At 56.0% G+C, this 17,456-nt stretch carries 15 protein-coding genes; 7 read left to right on the top strand and 8 right to left on the bottom strand.

What is annotated here, in order from left to right; genetic code table 11:
* Nucleotides 1-49: 49 nt before the first annotated feature.
* From AB1462_RS15845 to AB1462_RS15835, 3 genes are all read right to left on the bottom strand, one after another.
* A complete protein-coding gene (locus AB1462_RS15845; RefSeq protein WP_367247252.1) occupies nucleotides 50-931 on the bottom strand; it encodes a CoA ester lyase in 882 nt (293 codons plus the stop codon).
* Nucleotides 928-2,082 (bottom strand): acyl-CoA dehydrogenase family protein, encoded by a 1,155-nt coding sequence (locus tag AB1462_RS15840; protein WP_367247250.1) that lies wholly within the window; start codon nucleotides 2,080-2,082, stop codon nucleotides 928-930. The genes AB1462_RS15845 and AB1462_RS15840 overlap by 4 nt, the downstream gene beginning before the upstream one ends.
* A 103-nt stretch (nucleotides 2,083-2,185) precedes the next feature.
* A complete protein-coding gene (locus AB1462_RS15835; RefSeq protein WP_367247248.1) occupies nucleotides 2,186-2,647 on the bottom strand; it encodes a MaoC family dehydratase in 462 nt (153 codons plus the stop codon).
* Between the two features lie 259 nt (nucleotides 2,648-2,906).
* On the opposite strand from AB1462_RS15835, the gene AB1462_RS15830 reads away from it, so the two are divergent.
* The 7 genes from AB1462_RS15830 to AB1462_RS15800 all read left to right on the top strand — a co-directional run bounded on the left by AB1462_RS15830 (nucleotide 2,907) and on the right by AB1462_RS15800 (nucleotide 11,760).
* The gene (locus tag AB1462_RS15830; RefSeq protein ID WP_367247246.1) at nucleotides 2,907-4,367 is read left to right on the top strand and encodes a 3-oxoacyl-[acyl-carrier-protein] synthase III C-terminal domain-containing protein; all 1,461 of its coding nucleotides are present in this window, start codon (nucleotides 2,907-2,909) and stop codon (nucleotides 4,365-4,367) included.
* Nucleotides 4,368-4,384: 17 nt separating this feature from the next.
* On the top strand, nucleotides 4,385-5,587 hold the full coding sequence (locus tag AB1462_RS15825) for an acetyl-CoA acetyltransferase (protein ID WP_367247244.1): 1,203 nt from the start codon (nucleotides 4,385-4,387) through the stop codon (nucleotides 5,585-5,587).
* On the top strand, nucleotides 5,587-6,879 hold the full coding sequence (locus AB1462_RS15820) for an acetyl-CoA hydrolase/transferase family protein (RefSeq protein WP_367247242.1): 1,293 nt from the start codon (nucleotides 5,587-5,589) through the stop codon (nucleotides 6,877-6,879). The genes AB1462_RS15825 and AB1462_RS15820 overlap by 1 nt, the downstream gene beginning before the upstream one ends.
* A 42-nt stretch (nucleotides 6,880-6,921) precedes the next feature.
* Nucleotides 6,922-7,833, top strand: coding sequence for an SDR family NAD(P)-dependent oxidoreductase (locus AB1462_RS15815; RefSeq protein ID WP_367247241.1), 912 nt, complete (start codon nucleotides 6,922-6,924; stop codon nucleotides 7,831-7,833).
* A 10-nt stretch (nucleotides 7,834-7,843) separates the two neighbouring features.
* The gene (locus AB1462_RS15810; protein ID WP_367247239.1) at nucleotides 7,844-8,695 is read left to right on the top strand and encodes a MaoC/PaaZ C-terminal domain-containing protein; all 852 of its coding nucleotides are present in this window, start codon (nucleotides 7,844-7,846) and stop codon (nucleotides 8,693-8,695) included.
* A gap of 296 nt (nucleotides 8,696-8,991) precedes the next feature.
* Nucleotides 8,992-10,173, top strand: coding sequence for an OprD family porin (locus AB1462_RS15805; RefSeq protein WP_367247237.1), 1,182 nt, complete (start codon nucleotides 8,992-8,994; stop codon nucleotides 10,171-10,173).
* A gap of 120 nt (nucleotides 10,174-10,293) precedes the next feature.
* Complete coding sequence (locus tag AB1462_RS15800) at nucleotides 10,294-11,760, top strand: MFS transporter (protein WP_367247235.1); 1,467 nt, start codon at nucleotides 10,294-10,296, stop codon at nucleotides 11,758-11,760.
* A gap of 620 nt (nucleotides 11,761-12,380) precedes the next feature.
* On the opposite strand, the gene AB1462_RS15795 is transcribed toward AB1462_RS15800, so the two are convergent.
* The 5 genes from AB1462_RS15795 to AB1462_RS15775 all read right to left on the bottom strand — a co-directional run bounded on the left by AB1462_RS15795 (nucleotide 12,381) and on the right by AB1462_RS15775 (nucleotide 17,403).
* On the bottom strand, nucleotides 12,381-13,844 hold the full coding sequence (locus AB1462_RS15795) for a phosphotransferase family protein (protein ID WP_367247234.1): 1,464 nt from the start codon (nucleotides 13,842-13,844) through the stop codon (nucleotides 12,381-12,383).
* Nucleotides 13,845-13,851: 7 nt separating this feature from the next.
* Nucleotides 13,852-15,093, bottom strand: a complete 1,242-nt coding sequence (locus AB1462_RS15790) for a cytochrome P450 (protein ID WP_367247232.1) — start codon at nucleotides 15,091-15,093, stop codon at nucleotides 13,852-13,854.
* A 70-nt stretch (nucleotides 15,094-15,163) separates the two neighbouring features.
* The gene (locus AB1462_RS15785; protein ID WP_367247230.1) at nucleotides 15,164-16,414 is read right to left on the bottom strand and encodes an NAD(P)/FAD-dependent oxidoreductase; all 1,251 of its coding nucleotides are present in this window, start codon (nucleotides 16,412-16,414) and stop codon (nucleotides 15,164-15,166) included.
* A 1-nt stretch (nucleotide 16,415) separates the two neighbouring features.
* Nucleotides 16,416-16,733: a 2Fe-2S iron-sulfur cluster-binding protein gene (locus AB1462_RS15780; RefSeq protein WP_367247228.1), complete on the bottom strand. Its 318-nt coding sequence runs from the start codon at nucleotides 16,731-16,733 to the stop codon at nucleotides 16,416-16,418.
* 226 nt (nucleotides 16,734-16,959) lie between these two features.
* Nucleotides 16,960-17,403 (bottom strand): SRPBCC family protein, encoded by a 444-nt coding sequence (locus tag AB1462_RS15775; protein WP_367247226.1) that lies wholly within the window; start codon nucleotides 17,401-17,403, stop codon nucleotides 16,960-16,962.
* Nucleotides 17,404-17,456: the final 53 nt, after the last annotated feature.

Here is a 17,456-nt window from a genome sequence, read left to right as displayed (position 1 = left end):
GCTTCTACTTACAGACTAGCCTTGCTTTATGCCCCCCGTGCATGCCGGTTCACGCCAGCTTGTGCGCTGTCGCCAGTATTCGGCGGGCCTGTTTGAGATGGGGCATGTCGAGCATTTTCCCATCAAGAGCAAGAGTGCCAAGCCCCGGGCTCTCCTCAAATGCATTCACAACCCGCAGGGACCAGGCAATCTCTTCGGCACTAGGGGTAAAGGCAAAATTAATCGCCTCCACCTGGGACGGGTGTATGGCCAATTTACCGGTGAAACCGCGCTGTCGCGCCTGTCGTGCCTCCTCGACAAGACCATCAATATTGGCAAAGTCCGCCCAAATGGTGTCAATCGGTTGCACCCCCGCCGCCGCCGCGCCAGCCAGACACAAGGTTCGAGCCAACGTGCAGACGTGGTTGTACTCGCCATCCAGTTCACGATTGCTGCTGCCCCCCAGAGCGGCAGTGATGTCCTCAGCCCCCCAAGTCAGCCCCGCCAACCGGGATGAACAACCTGAATAGGAGCCAGCCGAGAACAGCGAGGCTGGTGTCTCAGTAACCACCGGCAGGATAGCGATACTGCCTGAGGAAAGACCGTCGCGTACCTCTAAGGCATCCAGCATATTGGCGAGCCTGACTACGTCCGCCGCCGAATCGACTTTGGGTAGCACCAAGCCGTCTGGCGCACCAGCCACAACCGCAAGATCGAGCAGCGCCGCCGGCGTGATCAACGGATTGATGCGCACCCATATTTGAGATTCGCGTTGGCGATGCGCGTGCAAATAAGCGAGCACCTGCTCACGAGCCAGGGCAGTTCGGTTTGACGCCACCGAATCCTCAAGATCGAGTATCAAGGCGTCAGCGCCAGAGGTCTCGGCCTTCAGCAGCTTGCGCTCGCTGTCGCCCGGCACGAACAGAAATGAACGCGAGGGTGTGCGACTCATTTAGAACGCTCCGAGAACAAGCGCCGCCCCAATATCTCGCGCATTATTTCCGAGGATCCACCAGCAATGCGACGAACACGCGCATCGACGTAGGCGCGGGCAATGGGGTATTCGAGCATATATCCGTAGCCACCAAAGAACTGCAAACACTCATCCACCAGTTTGCATTGCAACTCGGTGCACAGCATCTTGGCCGCCGCCGCGTCAACTGCATCTAATTTCTTCTCTAAGAGAAGTTCAATGCAGCGATCCACGAAAACCCGTTTGGCCAGGACCTCGGCACTGAGCTCGCCCAACTTGAAACGCGTGTTCTGGAAATCACTGATCGACTGACCGAACGCTTTTCGCTCGCGCGTATAGTCGACGGTCCACTGCAGCGCAGCTTCGGACGCCGTGATCGCGGACACGGCAATTGTCAGCCGCTCCTCGGCGAGCTTGCTCATGGCCATTGCGAAAGCTGTCCCCTCCTGCCCAAGAAGGTTACTAACAGGAACCCGCACATTGTCGAAAAACAATTCCGAGGTGTCCTGCGCCTTGAGTCCTATTTTCTTTAGGTTACGGCCACGCGTGAAACCTGGTCGATCCGCCTCGACCAGGATAAAGCTCATGCCTTTTGCGCCGGCTGAAGGATCGGTTTTGCAAGCCAACACAATGATGTCGCATAACTGGCCATTGGAAATGTAGACCTTCTGCCCGCTGATGACGTATTCGTCGCCCTCGCGCACCGCACGACAGCGGATATTCTTCAGGTCGCTCCCGGCGCAAGGCTCCGTCAGTCCCAACGCGCCAATAGCCTCGCCACTGACCATTTTTGGAAGCCAGCGGCCCTTCTGCTCTGCAGTACCAAAGGTGGCTATATAGGTTGCCACCATATCCGAGTGGATCGAGAAGCCCGGGCCGGTAGCACCGGCACGCGCCATTTCCTCGGTGATCACTACGTTAAAACGGTAATCAGGACCGCAGCCGCCATACTCCTCTGGCAAGTTGGGACACAACAACCCCGCAGCACCGGCCTTAAGCCAAAGCTCACGATCAACCATCCCCTGCTCTTCCCAACGCTCGTGGTGCGGCGTAATTTCGCGCTCAATGAACCGACGCACGCTGTCGCGGAACTGTTCGTGCTCGGTCTCAAAAATCGTGCGTGTGATCAAGGAAGCCTCCAGTTTTTTATAAGTCTTGCAGCGATACGAGGCGCATCGATTCCAGACTCTCGCCTGCGTACGAAACACAACCACTATCGAGAAAGGAAACCCTTCAGCTTACGCCTGAAGGAAGGCGGTACATCAACGCACTACGCTTACATGTACACACCATTTCGTCGTGTTGGTTGTAGCCCACGTGTTCGAAAACGATGATTCCATTGGTCGGACGCGACTTGCTTTCACGCTTGTCGAGCACCTTGGATTCCACTCGGATCGTATCGCCGATAAAAACCGGCTTCGGAAAGCGAACCTCGTCCCAACCTAAGTTGCCCACGGTCGTACCTAGTGTGGTATCGCCCACTGAAACCCCGACCACGAGCCCGAGCGTGAAAACGCTGTTCATGAGAGGGCGACCAAACTCCGTGCCCTTCGCATATTCCGCATCAAGGTGGATAGCGGCTGGGTTGTGGGTCATCGCGGTGAACAGAACATTGTCAGTTTCGGTCACCGTGCGTCGGATGTCGTGCTGAAAGACCTGCCCAACCGCCAATTGCTCAAAATACAGACCAGCCATTGCCACCTCGCATCCAACGTGAAAAAGGTCTATGAATTAACAGTGCTCGGAACCTTAACACAGCCAATTTAATATGCCAGCATAAGATAATGCAAGCACACCTCCACGCGAACCACTACTACTTAAAGCACAACAGATGTTGGTAAGAGGTAGATAAATGATCAAAATATGTGCTTGCACATATCGTATGCATTCATACTATAATTCTGGCCAAGGCGCTTCGTGACACACCTATGCCAACTACCTGAAGGGTTCTCAAGTGACTGCAATCCCCACAGACTTCGGCCTCACCGCCTACGGCGGATATATCCCACGACTGCGCATGCAGCGCACATCGATCGCCGCTGCACACAGTTGGATGGCTCCAGGCCTGCGTAATCAGGCCAAAGGGCAACGAGCGTTCTGCAGTTGGGACGAAGACAGCGTGACCATGGCGGTCGAGGCTGCTCGCGATGCCCTTCACGGACGTCCTCGCACAACGCTGCGCTCGCTGGTACTGGCCACTACGAGAGCGCCGTTTGCGGACTTGCAGTGCGCCAGCCTTGTCGCCAGCGCGCTGGCATTGCCTGGTGATGTTCAAACTCGCGACCTGGGACAATCCCAGCGCGCGGGAGTGTCGGGCCTGCTCGATGCATTGCAGAGCTCCCGTGGCCCCGCGCTATTTATCGCCAGTGATCACCCATCCAGCAAACCGGCCAGCACCCAGGAGCTGACCTACGGAGCTGGTGCGGCCGCCTTCACGCTCGGCAGTGAAGACGTTATCGCTCACCTGGTTGGCAGCGCCAGCCGCACCAACGTTTTCGTCGACCATTTCCGTTCCGCTGACGGTAGACATGACTATTACTGGGAGGAGCGTTGGATCCGCGACGAGGGCTACGCAAAGATAGTCCCCGAAGTAGTCAAGGCCGCACTGGATGACGCAAAGGTATCTTCCTCTGAAGTCAGCCACTTCATCATGGCGTCGTCATTGAAAGGCACTGCCGAATTTGTGGCAAAAAAATGCGCCATCTCCCCCGAAGCGATCAGCGATGGAATTATGGAGACCTGCGGGTATGCGGGCACCGCGCATCCTTGCCTGATGCTCGCCAAGGCGCTTGAAATCGCAAAGCCAAACGATGTCCTCGTGATCATCGGATTCGGTCAAGGATGTGACGTGCTGGTGCTGCGCGCGACAGATGCAATCGACTCATTCAAGCCGCGTCGGGGGGTCAGCGCCGCGCTGGCCGATGCACAAGTACATGAGAGCTATATGCGGTTGCTCGCCTATGACGGCGGCCTCGAATTTGAAAGTGGCATGCGTGGCGAGAAACAGCTGAAGACTGCATTCACCGAGCAGTATCGTTCGGCGCACCAACTGTCGAGCTTTGTTGCGGGCCAGTGCACCCGCTGTGGCACCGTTCAGTTTCCCCAACTCGCCTATTGCGTAGCGCCTGAGTGCCACGCTCCGGCCTCTGTCTTCAAGCCAGCCCCACTGTATGACGAACCGGCCAAGGTGCTGACCTATACAGGTGACTGGCTGTCATACCACCCCTCCCCGCCTTTATATGTAGGGTTCGTGCAGTTTGATATCGGCGCCCGACTTCTAATGGAGATTGTCGACGTCGGCGAAGCCGGCCTCGACGTGGGCATCCCGTTACACATGGTCTACCGCATCAAGGATGTCGACAAGGTGCGTGGCTATCCGCGCTATTTCTGGAAAGCCACGCCGTTCGTGGCATAACAAAACTGGAAAATATTATGGCAACGGGTATCAGGGACAAAGTCGCGATTATCGGCATGGGTTGCACGCGTTTTGGTGAGCGCTGGGACGTCGGCACACATGAGCTAATGGCAGAGGCATTCGAGGAAGCGCTGGCCGATGCGGGCATCGAACGTCAGCAGATCGAGGCCGCGTGGAGCGGCTCATGCATGGACAACGTCAACGTCGGCAACTCGGCAATCCCGACAGCGCTTGCGTTGCGGCTCGACGGGATCCCTGTCAGCCGCATGGAAAACATGTGTGCTACAGGCACTGAAGCGTTGCGTGGCGCGGCCTATGCGGTGGCATCCGGAGCGGTTGATATCGCCCTGGCCATCGGCGCCGAGAAACTCAAGGACACCGGCTACGGCGGCTTGCCCGCGCCATACAAGGGTACGTTGAATGACCTATGGCTGCCGCTTGGCTCTGCCCCGGCCGGATTTGCCCAACTGGCTTCAGGCTATCGTTCACGGCACGGAACGTCCAAGGAGGACTTGAAACGCGCCCTCGCCCATGTGTCCTGGAAGAGCCATCAGAATGGTGTACTGAGCCCAAAAGCACACCTGCGTAATGCGGTGACCATGGAGCAGATACTCAATGCACCAATGATCGCCGAACCGCTCGGTCTATTCGATTGCTGTGGTGTCAGCGACGGAGCGGCCTGCGCGATCGTTACCACCCCTGAGATCGCGCGAGCGCTCGGTAAGAGGGACATGGTCACGATCAAGGCCATCCAACTCAGTATCAGCTCGGGTATTGAGTCGACCACCGACAAATGGGACGGCAGCCAGGTGCGTAACACGCGAGTGGCGGCTGCACGAGCTTACACCGAAGCGGGAATTACCGACCCTCGCAATCAGCTTTCTTTGCTAGAGGTCCATGATTGCTTCTCCATCACTGAACTGGTGACCATGGAAGACTTGTTCATTTCCCATGAGGGCCGGGCCGTCCACGATATTCTGGACGGTTTCTACGACCGAACTGGAAACGGCGTACCGTGTCAGGTGGACGGCGGTCTCAAGTGCTTCGGTCACCCAATTGCCGCTTCGGGCTTGCGCATGGCCTACGAGGTCTATCAGCAGCTGTTGGGGCGCGCCGGGGAGCGCCAGCTATCTAGCCCGAGTTTTGGCCTGACTCACAACTTGGGTGGCGTGCCATATCTGGGCATAGCAGCGTTGTCGATTCTGGGATTGCACAGTTAATGACAGCCAATATTCAGGTGGGCCGCCCCCTCAAATCCTTGCAGCGCAATCGCTTCATCGACCCACAGGCGATGCCGTCGCTGATAAGGCCTGATGAGTGGGTGTTCGTACCTGGTTCCAGCGGGGCACCACTGGCGTTCATGGAACAACTGTTACACGATCCTGAGTTCACCCGGAACGCTCGCTTGCTCACCAGTTACGTTCCGGGCATCAATGCGCTTGATCTGGCAGGGATGCACCCAACCGGACAAGTGACGGGGCTGTTTATGCAGCCTGAATTGGCGGTCGCGCAGCGAGAGGGACGCTTCCGCGCGCTGCCGATATCCTACGCAGGCTTCGTGCGCCATATTACTGAACAGGTCGATATCGATCTTGCGGTTATCCAACTTTCGCCGCCTGACGAAAACGGCATGTGCTCCCTCGGCCCGTCTGTGGAGTTCACCCCAGCCGTTCTACGCAAGGCACGACGACGCCTCGGCCTGATCAATTTGCAGACGCCAATAGTGCGCGGATCTTACACGGTTCCTTTCAACTCACTGGACTATGTGTGTGAAGTTGATACACCGCTTCCGATCTATGACGTACCTTCCGACAGTGGCACAGAGGCCATTGCGCGACACATTGCCCCCTTGATCGAAGACGGCGCTGTGTTACAGACGGGGCTGGGCAAAGTACCCACAGCGCTGATGAGCATGCTACGCAGCCGTCGCGGCTTAAAACTGCATTCGGGCATGCTCTCGGACGGGCTGCTTGAATTGGCCGCAGCAGGCGCGCTCGACATGAATTACTTGCATACGTCCTGCGTACTGGTGGGCAGTCGAGCATTCTATGAAAAAATCCGTGACTTCCACCCGTTGCGAGTCGTTGGTTGCGACATCTCCCACGACCCGGTCCTGCTGGCCAAACTCGACCACTTCGTGACAGTCAATTCGGCGCTCGAGGTCGACCTGTTCGGTCAATGCAACCTGGAGATGACCCGCGGCGCTGCCATTAGCGGATGCGGCGGCGCGCCCGACTTTGCGCGTGCTGGCCGATTGTCACGCGGTGGTTGCAGCATCATCGCGTTGCACGCCACCCATAGGCGTGGCTCACGCATCGTACCAATGCTGGGTCCGCAAACAGTCACGACGCTATCCAGGGTAGATGTCGATTTCGTCGTCACCGAATACGGCGTTGCACGGTTAAAAGGTGCGAGCGTGCATGAGCGCGCCGAGGCCTTGATCCAGGTTGCAGCGCCCGAGTACCGCAGCGATCTGCAAGACGCATGGCGTGCCATCGCCAATCGTCTCTGACGCTACTTTCTTTCTCATTGCTGTACTGTCCGGAGTGCGTTTATGAAACTGCTTGAAGATAAAGTCATTGTCGTGACCGGCGCCGGCGCTGGTGTGGGTCGCGGTATCGCGATGGAAGCCGCCCGCCAGGGCGCTAAAGTCATCGTCAACGACTTGGGTGTGAGTATGGACGGCTCCGGCGCAAATGCCGGTCCGGCGCAAAACGTGGTTGCTGAAATCGAAGCGTTGGGCGGCACTGCGTCGGCCAATACAGACAGCGTCGCCGAGTGGGACGGTGCTCAGCGGATTATCCAACAGGCTATTGATCTTTACGGTCGCATAGACGGCGTGGTGAACAACGCAGGTAATTTGCGTGATGTCCTCTTCCACAAAATGACCGAGGAGGAATTCGACGCCGTCATCAAGGTGCATCTTAAAGGTACGTGGAATGTGTCCCGTGCTGCGGCACCTCACTTCAAGGCGCAACAGAGCGGAGCCTACGTCCACATGACCTCCACTTCGGGACTCATTGGCAACCTGGCGCAGGCTAACTACATGTCCGCCAAAATGGGGATTGTCGGGCTCTCCAAGTCCATTTCACTTGATTTGGAGAGATTTAATGTGCGCTCGAACTGCATCGCGCCGTTCGCATTTACACGCATGGTCAGCAGCATTCCGGCTGATACTCCCGAAGGTAAAGCCCGGATGGAAGTGAACATGCGCCTTGAGGCTGACAAGATTGCCCCGTTCACGTTAGCGCTGTTGACTGAGGGCGCCAGCCATGTGAGTGGCCAAATATTTGCCGTGCGCAATAACGAAATTTTCCTGTTTTCGCAGCCGCGTCCGATCCGCACGGCTCACAACAGCGAAGGCTGGACCGTAAAGACTTGCCTTGAACGTGCCCTCCCGATGTTCGAAGCCTCGTTCTATCCGCTGGACAAGTCGCGCGACGTATTCACCTGGGATCCGGTCTGAGGCTAGCGCTATGAACCTTGAAAAAGTGTTGGCCTGGAAGTTTCCAGTCCTCGAACATACGATCACAGCGCGCGACTGCATGCTCTACGCATTGGGTGTCGGTGTGGGTGCGCGGGCCGACTCTGACGAAGATCTGCAGTTCACCTTTGAAGAAGGCCTGAAGGTCTTTCCCTCCATGGTCAACGTCATCGCCCATCCGGGCGCGTGGATCAAGGAGCCTGAACTGGGCATTGATTGGGTGCGCATTCTGCATGGCGAACAATCGTTCGCCATCCACGGCCCCCTTGTTCCCGGCAGAACTTATACCGGCGCTTACCAGGTGACCGATGTGGTGGATAAAGGTCCAGGCAAAGGCGCAATGCTCTACCTGCGCAAGACCCTCACCGACAAAGAAAACGGTGAAGTGGTAAGCACTGTAACTTCCACATATGTCCTACGCGGCGATGGTGGCTGCGGTGGTACTTCGCAGAGCGCCCCAACACCGCGCGCCCTGCCCGAACGCGCGGCGGATAGAACTATCAGCCTTACAACACTCCCCCAGGCCGGACTCATCTATCGGTTGTCAGGGGATTACAATCCAATCCACGCATCGCCCGCGATCGCTCGTAAAGCCGGCTTTGACAAGCCCATCCTGCATGGTCTCTGCACCATGGGCGTGGCCACCCGTGCGCTTCTGCAGGGGGCCTGCAGGGACGATCCGCAAAAGCTGCGATCACTGAGCCTACGCTTTTCCGCTCCCGTCTATCCGGGAGAAACCCTGCAGACTGAGCTTTGGAAAGAAAGCGGCGGGGTCAGCTTTCGGACCACTGCGGTGGAACGACAAGTCGTCGTACTCAACAATGGTTGGGCCGAGCTCGCCTGAAAAAGGCAGGGGCATGTCAGTGCCCCCTGCCGCAGCGCCCCTCAAACGAGGACCGCTCCTTTGCACATCAAAAATGACGTTCATGTCACTCTGTTATTACGCACTTATTTGATCTAAAAAAATAACTTCGCGATTAGTTTTACTAGATTGCTGATAACCGCATACTGCCCGCAAAGAGCAAGAGTCGCTATCTGACCGAAATAATAATAAAAAAAGGGTTAATAATGTACGCAAGGCACATCGCGTTAGTCTCGTCAATTTTTGGCGGTATGCATTACGTTCCCATAGCCTCAGCCATGGCTTCTTTCGCCAATGACAGTCACCTGACCCTGCAGACCCGTAACTTCTACGTGAATCAGGATTTACGGGATAACCCTTCCAGTGGCAAACACAAACTGGAAGAGTGGGGACAGGGTTTCATGCTGCGCTTCAACTCCGGCTATACCGAAGGTCCGGTTGGTATCGGGGTCGACGCTTTGGGTCTGCTGGGCGTGAAGCTCGACTCCGGCCGTGGCACCAGCGGTACTGGGGCCCTGCCAGTCAGTAAGGAAGGGGACGTTGCGGACGAATTCGGCTCCTTTGGCCTGACGGCGAAGGTTCGTGCTGGCAAGAGTGTGCTTACCGTAGGGACGCAAGAACCGGTGTTGCCAGTGGCCTTCAGGGCTGACAACCGGCTACTGCCGCAGACTTTCGAAGGAGCTCAGATAGTATCGAAAGATCTTGAAAAGGTCACCTTGATCGCTGGCCAGTTCCGTAGTACTCGCCTGCGTGATTCCACGGGCAATGAGGACATGACCATGTTGGCGTTTACCAAGGGCGGCGGGTTGGCGGCCAGCACAGCAAGCGAAAGGTTCAACTATGCCGGATTCACCTATGATTTCCGCTCCGGTTTCAATCTTACTTATTATTACGCAAAATTGGAGGACAATTACAACCAACAATATGTGGAGTTGAACCACACGCTGCGGTTATCGGGTGATTGGCGCTTCACGTCCGAAGCGCGCTATTTCCATAGTGACGAAGAAAACAACAGCGGCATCGACAATCGAACTTTGGGTAGCATGTTCAGCCTTGGTTTTAAAGGCCACACCTTGGGCGCGGGCTATCAGAACCAGAGCGGTCGCACCGGCATGCCATTCATAGGCGGGACCGTCCCCTGGGCCCGCGCTTGGGGAATCTATCACCATTTTCTATATGCCGGGGAGGATACTTGGCAGGTCGAATATAGTTTTGACCTCGCCACCGTCGGCGTACCTGGGCTGACTCTGATGAACAGATATGTGCAAGGTGACAACTTTAAAGTCGGTAATGCGCAAGCGAATGAGTATGAATTTAACACTGATCTGACCTATGTCGTGCAAAGCGGAGCATTCAAGGATATTTCCCTGCGCTGGCGCAATATTAAGTACCGCGGCAACCATACCGTGGATCGCGACGAGAATCGAATAATCATAGGTTACGCTTTTAAGTTCTGGTGACCCGATGCAGGATTTATGAAGTCGGACATGGCGAGCAATCAGAAAAGTGCACGGTGAAATTTATATTGCGTGGCGCCAATACCTAATTAAACCAGACACCCCAACGAAATCTCATAAAAAATGGGTGACACTATGTACAACAGATCAGGAAAATATGCATCGGGACTCATACTATTCGCGCTACTCATGGCGGAGTGTTCAGCTGGGTACGAATATACAATGGTGTTCTCGGCAATACCGACATTCATAAAATTATTTGGCGACCCTATTAAGGTGGGGTGGTTGGTCACTGCATTCCTGCTTGTTTCAGCATCTGTGACAGCGATAGTGGCACGCCTTGGAGATATATACGGGCGTCGTCGTGTTTTGCTGATTTTATTGGTTATTGCGCTTTTAGGCTCTTTGAGCAGCGCCCTGTCTGAATCGCTCAATTGGATTATTGCAGGGAGGGCGGTGCAAGGTATTGCCGCTGCTGCACTGCCGCTTTGCATTGGGTTAGTACGTGAGAACTTCGCGCCCGACAAGGTCCCCTTGATGGTTGGCTTCATCCTTGCCGCTGCTTCGGTGTCTGCGGGTGCGGGCCTGGTTATCGGTGGATATATTGTCGATAATTATGCATGGCAAGCTCTTTTCTACAGTAGTGTCGGTCTCGCTGCGGCTGGCTTTGTTTTGGTCTGGCTATTCATTCCTCCCTCCAAGCCTGCCGGATTGACCGGGCCTATTGATTTCACTGGAGGAGTATTGTTCATCCTGCCGGTGGCCGGAGTGATGTATGCCTTGGCAAATGTCAAGGCATGGGGACTACTTGATGAGCGAACCTTAGGACTGATTGCCATCAGCGCATTACTGTTGTTTACCTGGGTGATGTATGAGCTTCGACACAAGGAGCCATTGTTAGACATTCGTCTGCTAGCCAATCGGCAGGTGGCGTTAGCTAACGTCAGTATTGTGTTAGCGGGGTTAGGTAGCCTGCAGATTTATCTGGTGTTCAGTATGTTTCTCCAGCAACCGTCGTGGTCAGGAGTCGGCCTCGGCCTCACGGCAACTGTTGCCGGTGTCATGATGCTGCCTTCGCAATTGGCAAGTGTAGTTTCTTCCCCTTTTAGTGGTTGGATTGCATCACGCTTTACTGCCCGGGATGCTGCGCTGATAGGTGTTTTGACCATGATGATTGCCTGGGGCGGATTGTTTCTACATCATTCAGGTCTATGGTATATATCAGGGGCAATACTTATAGCAGCGATAGGGTTACAAATTGTCTATACCGCATTACCCAACTTGATTGTCGAAGCCGTACCAGAGAATCGGACTTCTGAGGCGACAGGGATGCTCCAGGTTCTACGTGCCGCATCAACGGGCGTGGGTGGGTTGGTGGTTATTTTGTTAATGAATTCATATATCGTGTCAAGTCCAGAAACTGGATTGAATGTTTCTTATCCCTCATCTGCGTCTTATAGATTGGTTTTTGGCTTCGTTTTCTGCTGCTGTTTTTTGATGTTATTGGCCGTTCTGGCTTTACCCAGAAGACATAAGCATTATGAAGTGCCGCGGAGTTCGCCAGCAGTTGATGCGGCATACAAACGCTGATATTTGCTCGGCATGAGCATCTTTGCCTGTGTTTCATCGCCCTGTATCGCGCTATGTTCGGTCAAAACATCACGCAGAGATGCAGCGATCGCCAATGCGACGACCGCTGGCCTACTCTCGACGTATGTCCTACGCGGCGACGGCGGCGGCGGCGGTACTTCGCAGAGCACCCCCACACCACGCGCCCTGCCCGAACGCGCGACGGATAGAACTATCAGCCTTACAACACTACCTCAGGCCGGTCTGATCTATCGGTTGTCAGGTGATTACAATCCAATTCACGCATCGCCCGCAATCATCCGTAAGCCGGCTTCGACAAGCCAATCCTGCATGGTCTCTGCATCATGGGCGTGGCCACTCTCGCGCTTCTTCAGGGGACATGCAGGGACAATCCGCATAAGCTGCGATCGCTGAGCTTACGCTTTTCCGCCCCGGGCTACCCGGGAGAACCCAAACCCTGCAGACCGAGCTTTGGAAAGAAAGCGGTGGGGTCAGCTTTCGGACCACGGCAGTTGAGCGCCAGATCATCGTGCTCAATAACGGCTGGGCCGATATCGTATAAAAACCGGCATCGCCCACCTCCCTGAAGGTGCATCGCGCCTGCGATGCCCCCTTCTTTTCTACATCGTATGACGTGCAGCTTCAGCGGCACATATCGCGGTCCTAACATTCGAAGCGAGCATCTGGATAGACTGCAAACCAAGCATGCAAAATTCAGGATCGGCATGTGACATGTCAAAGCGTAGTCGGGCCTCCTGCATTGTCACCAACGTCTTAAACTGGTCCATGACCGCATAATATTTCAGCTGAAATTGAGATACCGTGTGGCCACCCGCCGCGACGTACTCGCGCATGAAATAATCAACCTGCGCGTGCGAGCCCAGCGAGGGAAGTAAGTAGGCCAAGTCTTCGGCGCGATCACCTATGTGCGCATGAGACCAATCGACCACATTGGCAACCAGGTCACCATCGAACACAACGTTATTCGGCGAGTAATCACCATGTACCAACACCGGCTCATCGTCGGATTGAGGCGCGTTGACACGTAGCCATTGCAGCGTCGCCAAAAGGATTGACGACGGAGCGGTATCGGAACTTTTCCAGAGATCAACCCACCGATCAAGATACCTCTGCGCCGCAACTCCAGCCCTCGGCTCGGAATCCGTCGGATCTATGAAATTGTCCTGAAGGACACCGTCACTCGCCTGGAGCCGGACACCGTGGATTTTTGCCAATTCAGACGCAAGGGCTTGGATCTGAGAGTTATTGAGTGATTGCAAATCAGCCCAAGACTCAAGTTGAGTGCCCGTCGGCCGACGCGATACTGAAAAGGACAATTGTTCTATCGAACGTTTATTTTCCAACCACATGGGCTCGGCAACCCTCATACCTTGCTGGTGCAGATACCGTAGTAATCGGAATTCATCAGCAACATTGCTCCGCAAGCCCAAGAGAACGTCGTCCTTCTGAATCCGACACACCAGGGGCCACCGACGCGAGTCGGCATCCTCAATCTCAAAGAGCAGCGCCGTATTGCCGAAACTGTCGAGCACGTGCCCGCATTGCAGCAAACGAGCATGAGTCAACGCGCCGCCCTGATTCCGCACTGAACGCTCGAGTATCGCTTGCATATCAGGTTGCCTGCTCCGGGGCGACTCGGGTAATGCAGGAAGCTCATACAAGCTTGCTTCCCAGCACATCAAGCTCAGCACTACAGCGTCGATCTCCGAGCCCCCGCCGACCGGGTACCCTGAAACTGCAACCAGATCAGCCAGGGCGCCCTGCAAACCATAAAACAGCGCACGGGTTGCTGCTTGATCATAAGAATGGGAGATTCTGGGCGGTAGCTTACAGAAGGATGAAGCATCTACCCGCCCTATAGCTATTGCCAGGCGTCCCCCTAGAGAATACCCACATTCGTACTGGTCGCGGACATCGTGCAACCTGTCGCCACGAACCAGCTCCGCCAGAATCGCATGCGCGGCCAAGTGATGCTCCCTGACGCGAAGGGGGTCGCCCAGCACCGCCAGTTTATCGATCGCCTGCTGCAAGCCGCTCAGGAGCCTGTGTTTCTGGATTTTCACGACAGGATTACTCCTCGCGCACGTCAAACGCCATCCATAACTGGTTAGGGCCGTAGGCGGTATAGTTGTCGATCCAGCGAACACTATCGGCAGCGCGTGCCATACGCATTCCGCTTAGGCGCCGGGTCAACGTCTGAAATGCAAGCCGTAGCTCACCCCGTGCAAGCTGGTTACCAATACACATATGGATGCCGGCACCGAAGCTCAGATGGCTGGCACTGTTCGAGCGATCCAGATCGACGTGTGCCGGGCAGGCAAACTGCTGCGGATCGCGATTCGCGGCGCCGAATCGCACCTCGACCATCGCCCCCGCGGGAATCGTTACGCCGCCAATTTCGACGTCAACAACCGCCCGACGGAACAAGGTTTGAAGCGGCGCGGTAACGCGTAACGTCTCCTCGACAAACGCCCCGGCACGCTCCGGATTACGATAAATTTCCTCGGCAAGCTCCGGGCGCTCGATCAGTGTCTTCATGCCCAGCGCCAACGTTGTTGTCGTCGTCTCGTTTCCCGCCACCAATATCTGCAAAATCAAGCTCTGCAACTCGCGCATGTCGAGCCGACGCCCATCGGTTTCGAGATTGACCAGGCGACTCAATAACAGATCGTCGGGCTCAGCTCGCACTCGCTCGACCTGAACCGCCATATAGCGCTGCATTTCGATGATTTCATGGGCCAGGGTAGTTTGCTGCTCCGGTGTCAGTACCGGATTCACGCTTTCCAAGGCCACATCGGACCAGCGTTTGAATTTCAATCGATCCTCGCTCGCTACACCAAGCTGCTCGGCGATGACGTACATGGGCAAGCGCACCGCAAACGCCTCGAGGAAGTCAATTTCTGCACAGCCGGCAAAGTCATCAATCAGAGCATCGATAATCTGCTGGATGCGTGGCTCCAGACCCACCACTTTTGGCGTGGTAAATACCTTGTCCACCAAAGTGCGATAGGTACGGTGGCCTGGTGGATCATTGGACACCAACGTATTCATCGGCAACCAGCCATGCGCCTCGAAAAGAGCATTGGCTTCTGGCGCCCATCGGTCCCCCATCACCCCGGTGTTGTTGCTCAACGCCGAGACTTTCAGCAACGCTTTACGTACATCGTCGTATCGCGTCAGGATGTAGTGACCGGACTTGGGATCAAGGTACACAGGCTGTTCTTCACGCAGCCGGTCGTAGGTAGGGAATGGGCAGGCATAGACTTCACGGTCGGTGAAGCTGACAGGCTGCTCAGGATCATTGTTATTCATTGTGGCTCCTGATATTCGAGTTTAATGGGGTCTGTGAACGGACTTCTGGCCAGTTGCGAGTATCCATCGCTCAGGCCGGTGCGACAGGCGCTAGCAACATTGAATCCTTGAGCGACACGCGAGTATCCGCCAGGACCGCAGGGTCGATCTGCGCGCCGTTTGCCACCAAAGCTCGGCCGTGTGCAAAGTCCCGGGCGGCATTCACGCAATCCAGGGCAATCACTCGTCCCTGGCGCAAGTAGATGACCGAGAAGCTGCGCGTGGCGATGTCGCCACGCACTACCTCCTGGTCGTAATTGGTCGACAGACCGACGGTCTGCAGCTTCAGGTCGTATTGTGTCGACCAAAACCACGGCACCGCGTGATAGGGTCGAAGATCGCCCATCAGGGTGCGTGCCGCGGTGGTGGCCATGTCCACGGCGTTCTGGACCGACTCCACCCGGATCTGCGCTCCCGCGGCGAATGAATTGGCGTGACGTGCACAATCGCCAATGGCCAGGACGTCAGGCAACCGAGTGCGAGCAAATTCGTCGACCAGGACACCATCGGCACAATCGACACCCGCCTCAACCAGTGGCTCCACGGCCGCAATGATGCCGACCCCGACGACGACCCATTCCGCCGGCAAGATAACGCCGCCTTCAAGTCGAACGCCTGATGCCCGCCCCCCGGATGTTTCGATGGCCTCAACCTTCGCGTCCAGCTTCACTTCAACACCCCGGGCACGGTGCTCAGCTTCATAGAACCGTGACAGCACCTCGCCAGCGACGCGGGCCAAGACCCTTTCACGGGCCTCGAGCACTGTCACGTGCTTGCCCTTTGCCGCCAGCGCCGCTGCCACCTCAAGGCCGATGTAGCCGCCGCCGATAATCACCACATGCAGCACATCGGCCAGCTCACGCCGCATCCAGTCCGCGTCAGCACGCGTACGCAGGCTGCGAACCCCCTTCGCCTGGGCGCCGGGACAGGTAAGCATGCGCGCGCGACCGCCGGTCGCCCAGACCAATCGTCCATAGCTCAGTGTCGTACCCGCGCTGGTTCGTACGGAGTGGGCATCTGGATCGATAGCGACAACGCGGCACGCGGTTATCACATCAACTGCGCGCTCACGCCAGAATGATTCCGGCCGAATCAGCAACCGCTCGAAGGTTTTGTCCCCACTTAAAAACTCCTTGGACAACGGAGGACGTTCGTAAGGCAAATCCGGCTCTTCGCCAAGCAACCCGATACTCCCAGTGAAACCAAGCTGGCGCAGCGTCAGCGCTGTATGAGCACCCGCATGGCCAGCACCGACGATCAGCACGTCGTAACTGTTTTTCATGTCATTCCTCCGGTGCCACTGTCACCCGCAGACCATCCAGCGTCTCATCGAATGGAATTTGGCAAGACAAACGAGAATTCGAGCTGCGCGAAGCGTTACCATCGAGCAGGTCGTGCTCTTGCTCACTGATTGGCGCAATCCTGTCCAAAAACGAAGGGTCGACGTACACATGGCAGGTCGCACATGAGCAGCACCCACCACACATGGCCAATAATTCATCGATACCTTGATCGCGAATCAGCTCCATCACGGAACGATCACCCGGAGACTCGATGATCACCTCATCGCCGTCCCGCCGCGTCACAATAAGTTGCGCCATATTGCAAATTTCCTAGTCGTTGGGGACGGCGGCCGACTGTCGGGCGCAGAGGGAATTGTTAAAGGTGTGAGCGCCAGCCAAGGCGATAAACGAAACAGCGGGGAATGACATGATGCCTCCTGAACCGGATGCCTTGGCTCCGGTCATGCACTTCTATTTATTTTTATACATATAATATCTAACGCATACTATTTTTCAGTATAAAACCTGAAAAACAGCCGACTCGTTACTTTGTAAAAAAGCGTATGTGCACCGCCAGATCCAAGGCGGTGCGCAGGTGCCCGATGCGGATCGGGTAATAAGCCAACAGTGCAGCATTGATCACTTCAGCATGCTCGTTACCAGCTTCCAAGCCAGCGACCCACTCTATGCAGGTGCGCCCTGGAGCGGCTTGCGAAAGCGTAATTCGCCCAGTCACTCCTATATTCTCCGGCCGACTACAATCGGTGATTGCATAGCCCAAGACATGAGTCTCAGCATCAAGGACCTCTAATCGTTCGACAGCCCACCAGTCGGTAAAATGCACGGTTCGCAAAGCGCCCACGCCTTGACCCGTTGCTTCGCAACACTCCACCATGGGATGCCAGCGCATCAAGCCAGGAAAGTCGGAAACGATGGCCCAAACGTTGTCGATTGGAGCGTCAATAATCTCGGTGATGGTCGCTTTCATAAAATCTCCTCGAGGGCACCGCCCCTACCATTCGGCCCGTCCGTAAACGAACC

This window comes from Pseudomonas sp. SB113, assembly GCF_040754745.1.
Classification (GTDB): domain Bacteria; phylum Pseudomonadota; class Gammaproteobacteria; order Pseudomonadales; family Pseudomonadaceae; genus Aquipseudomonas; species Aquipseudomonas grimontii.
Note: the sequence above shows the minus strand (reverse complement) of the source record. Positions and strands in the feature narration are given on the sequence as shown.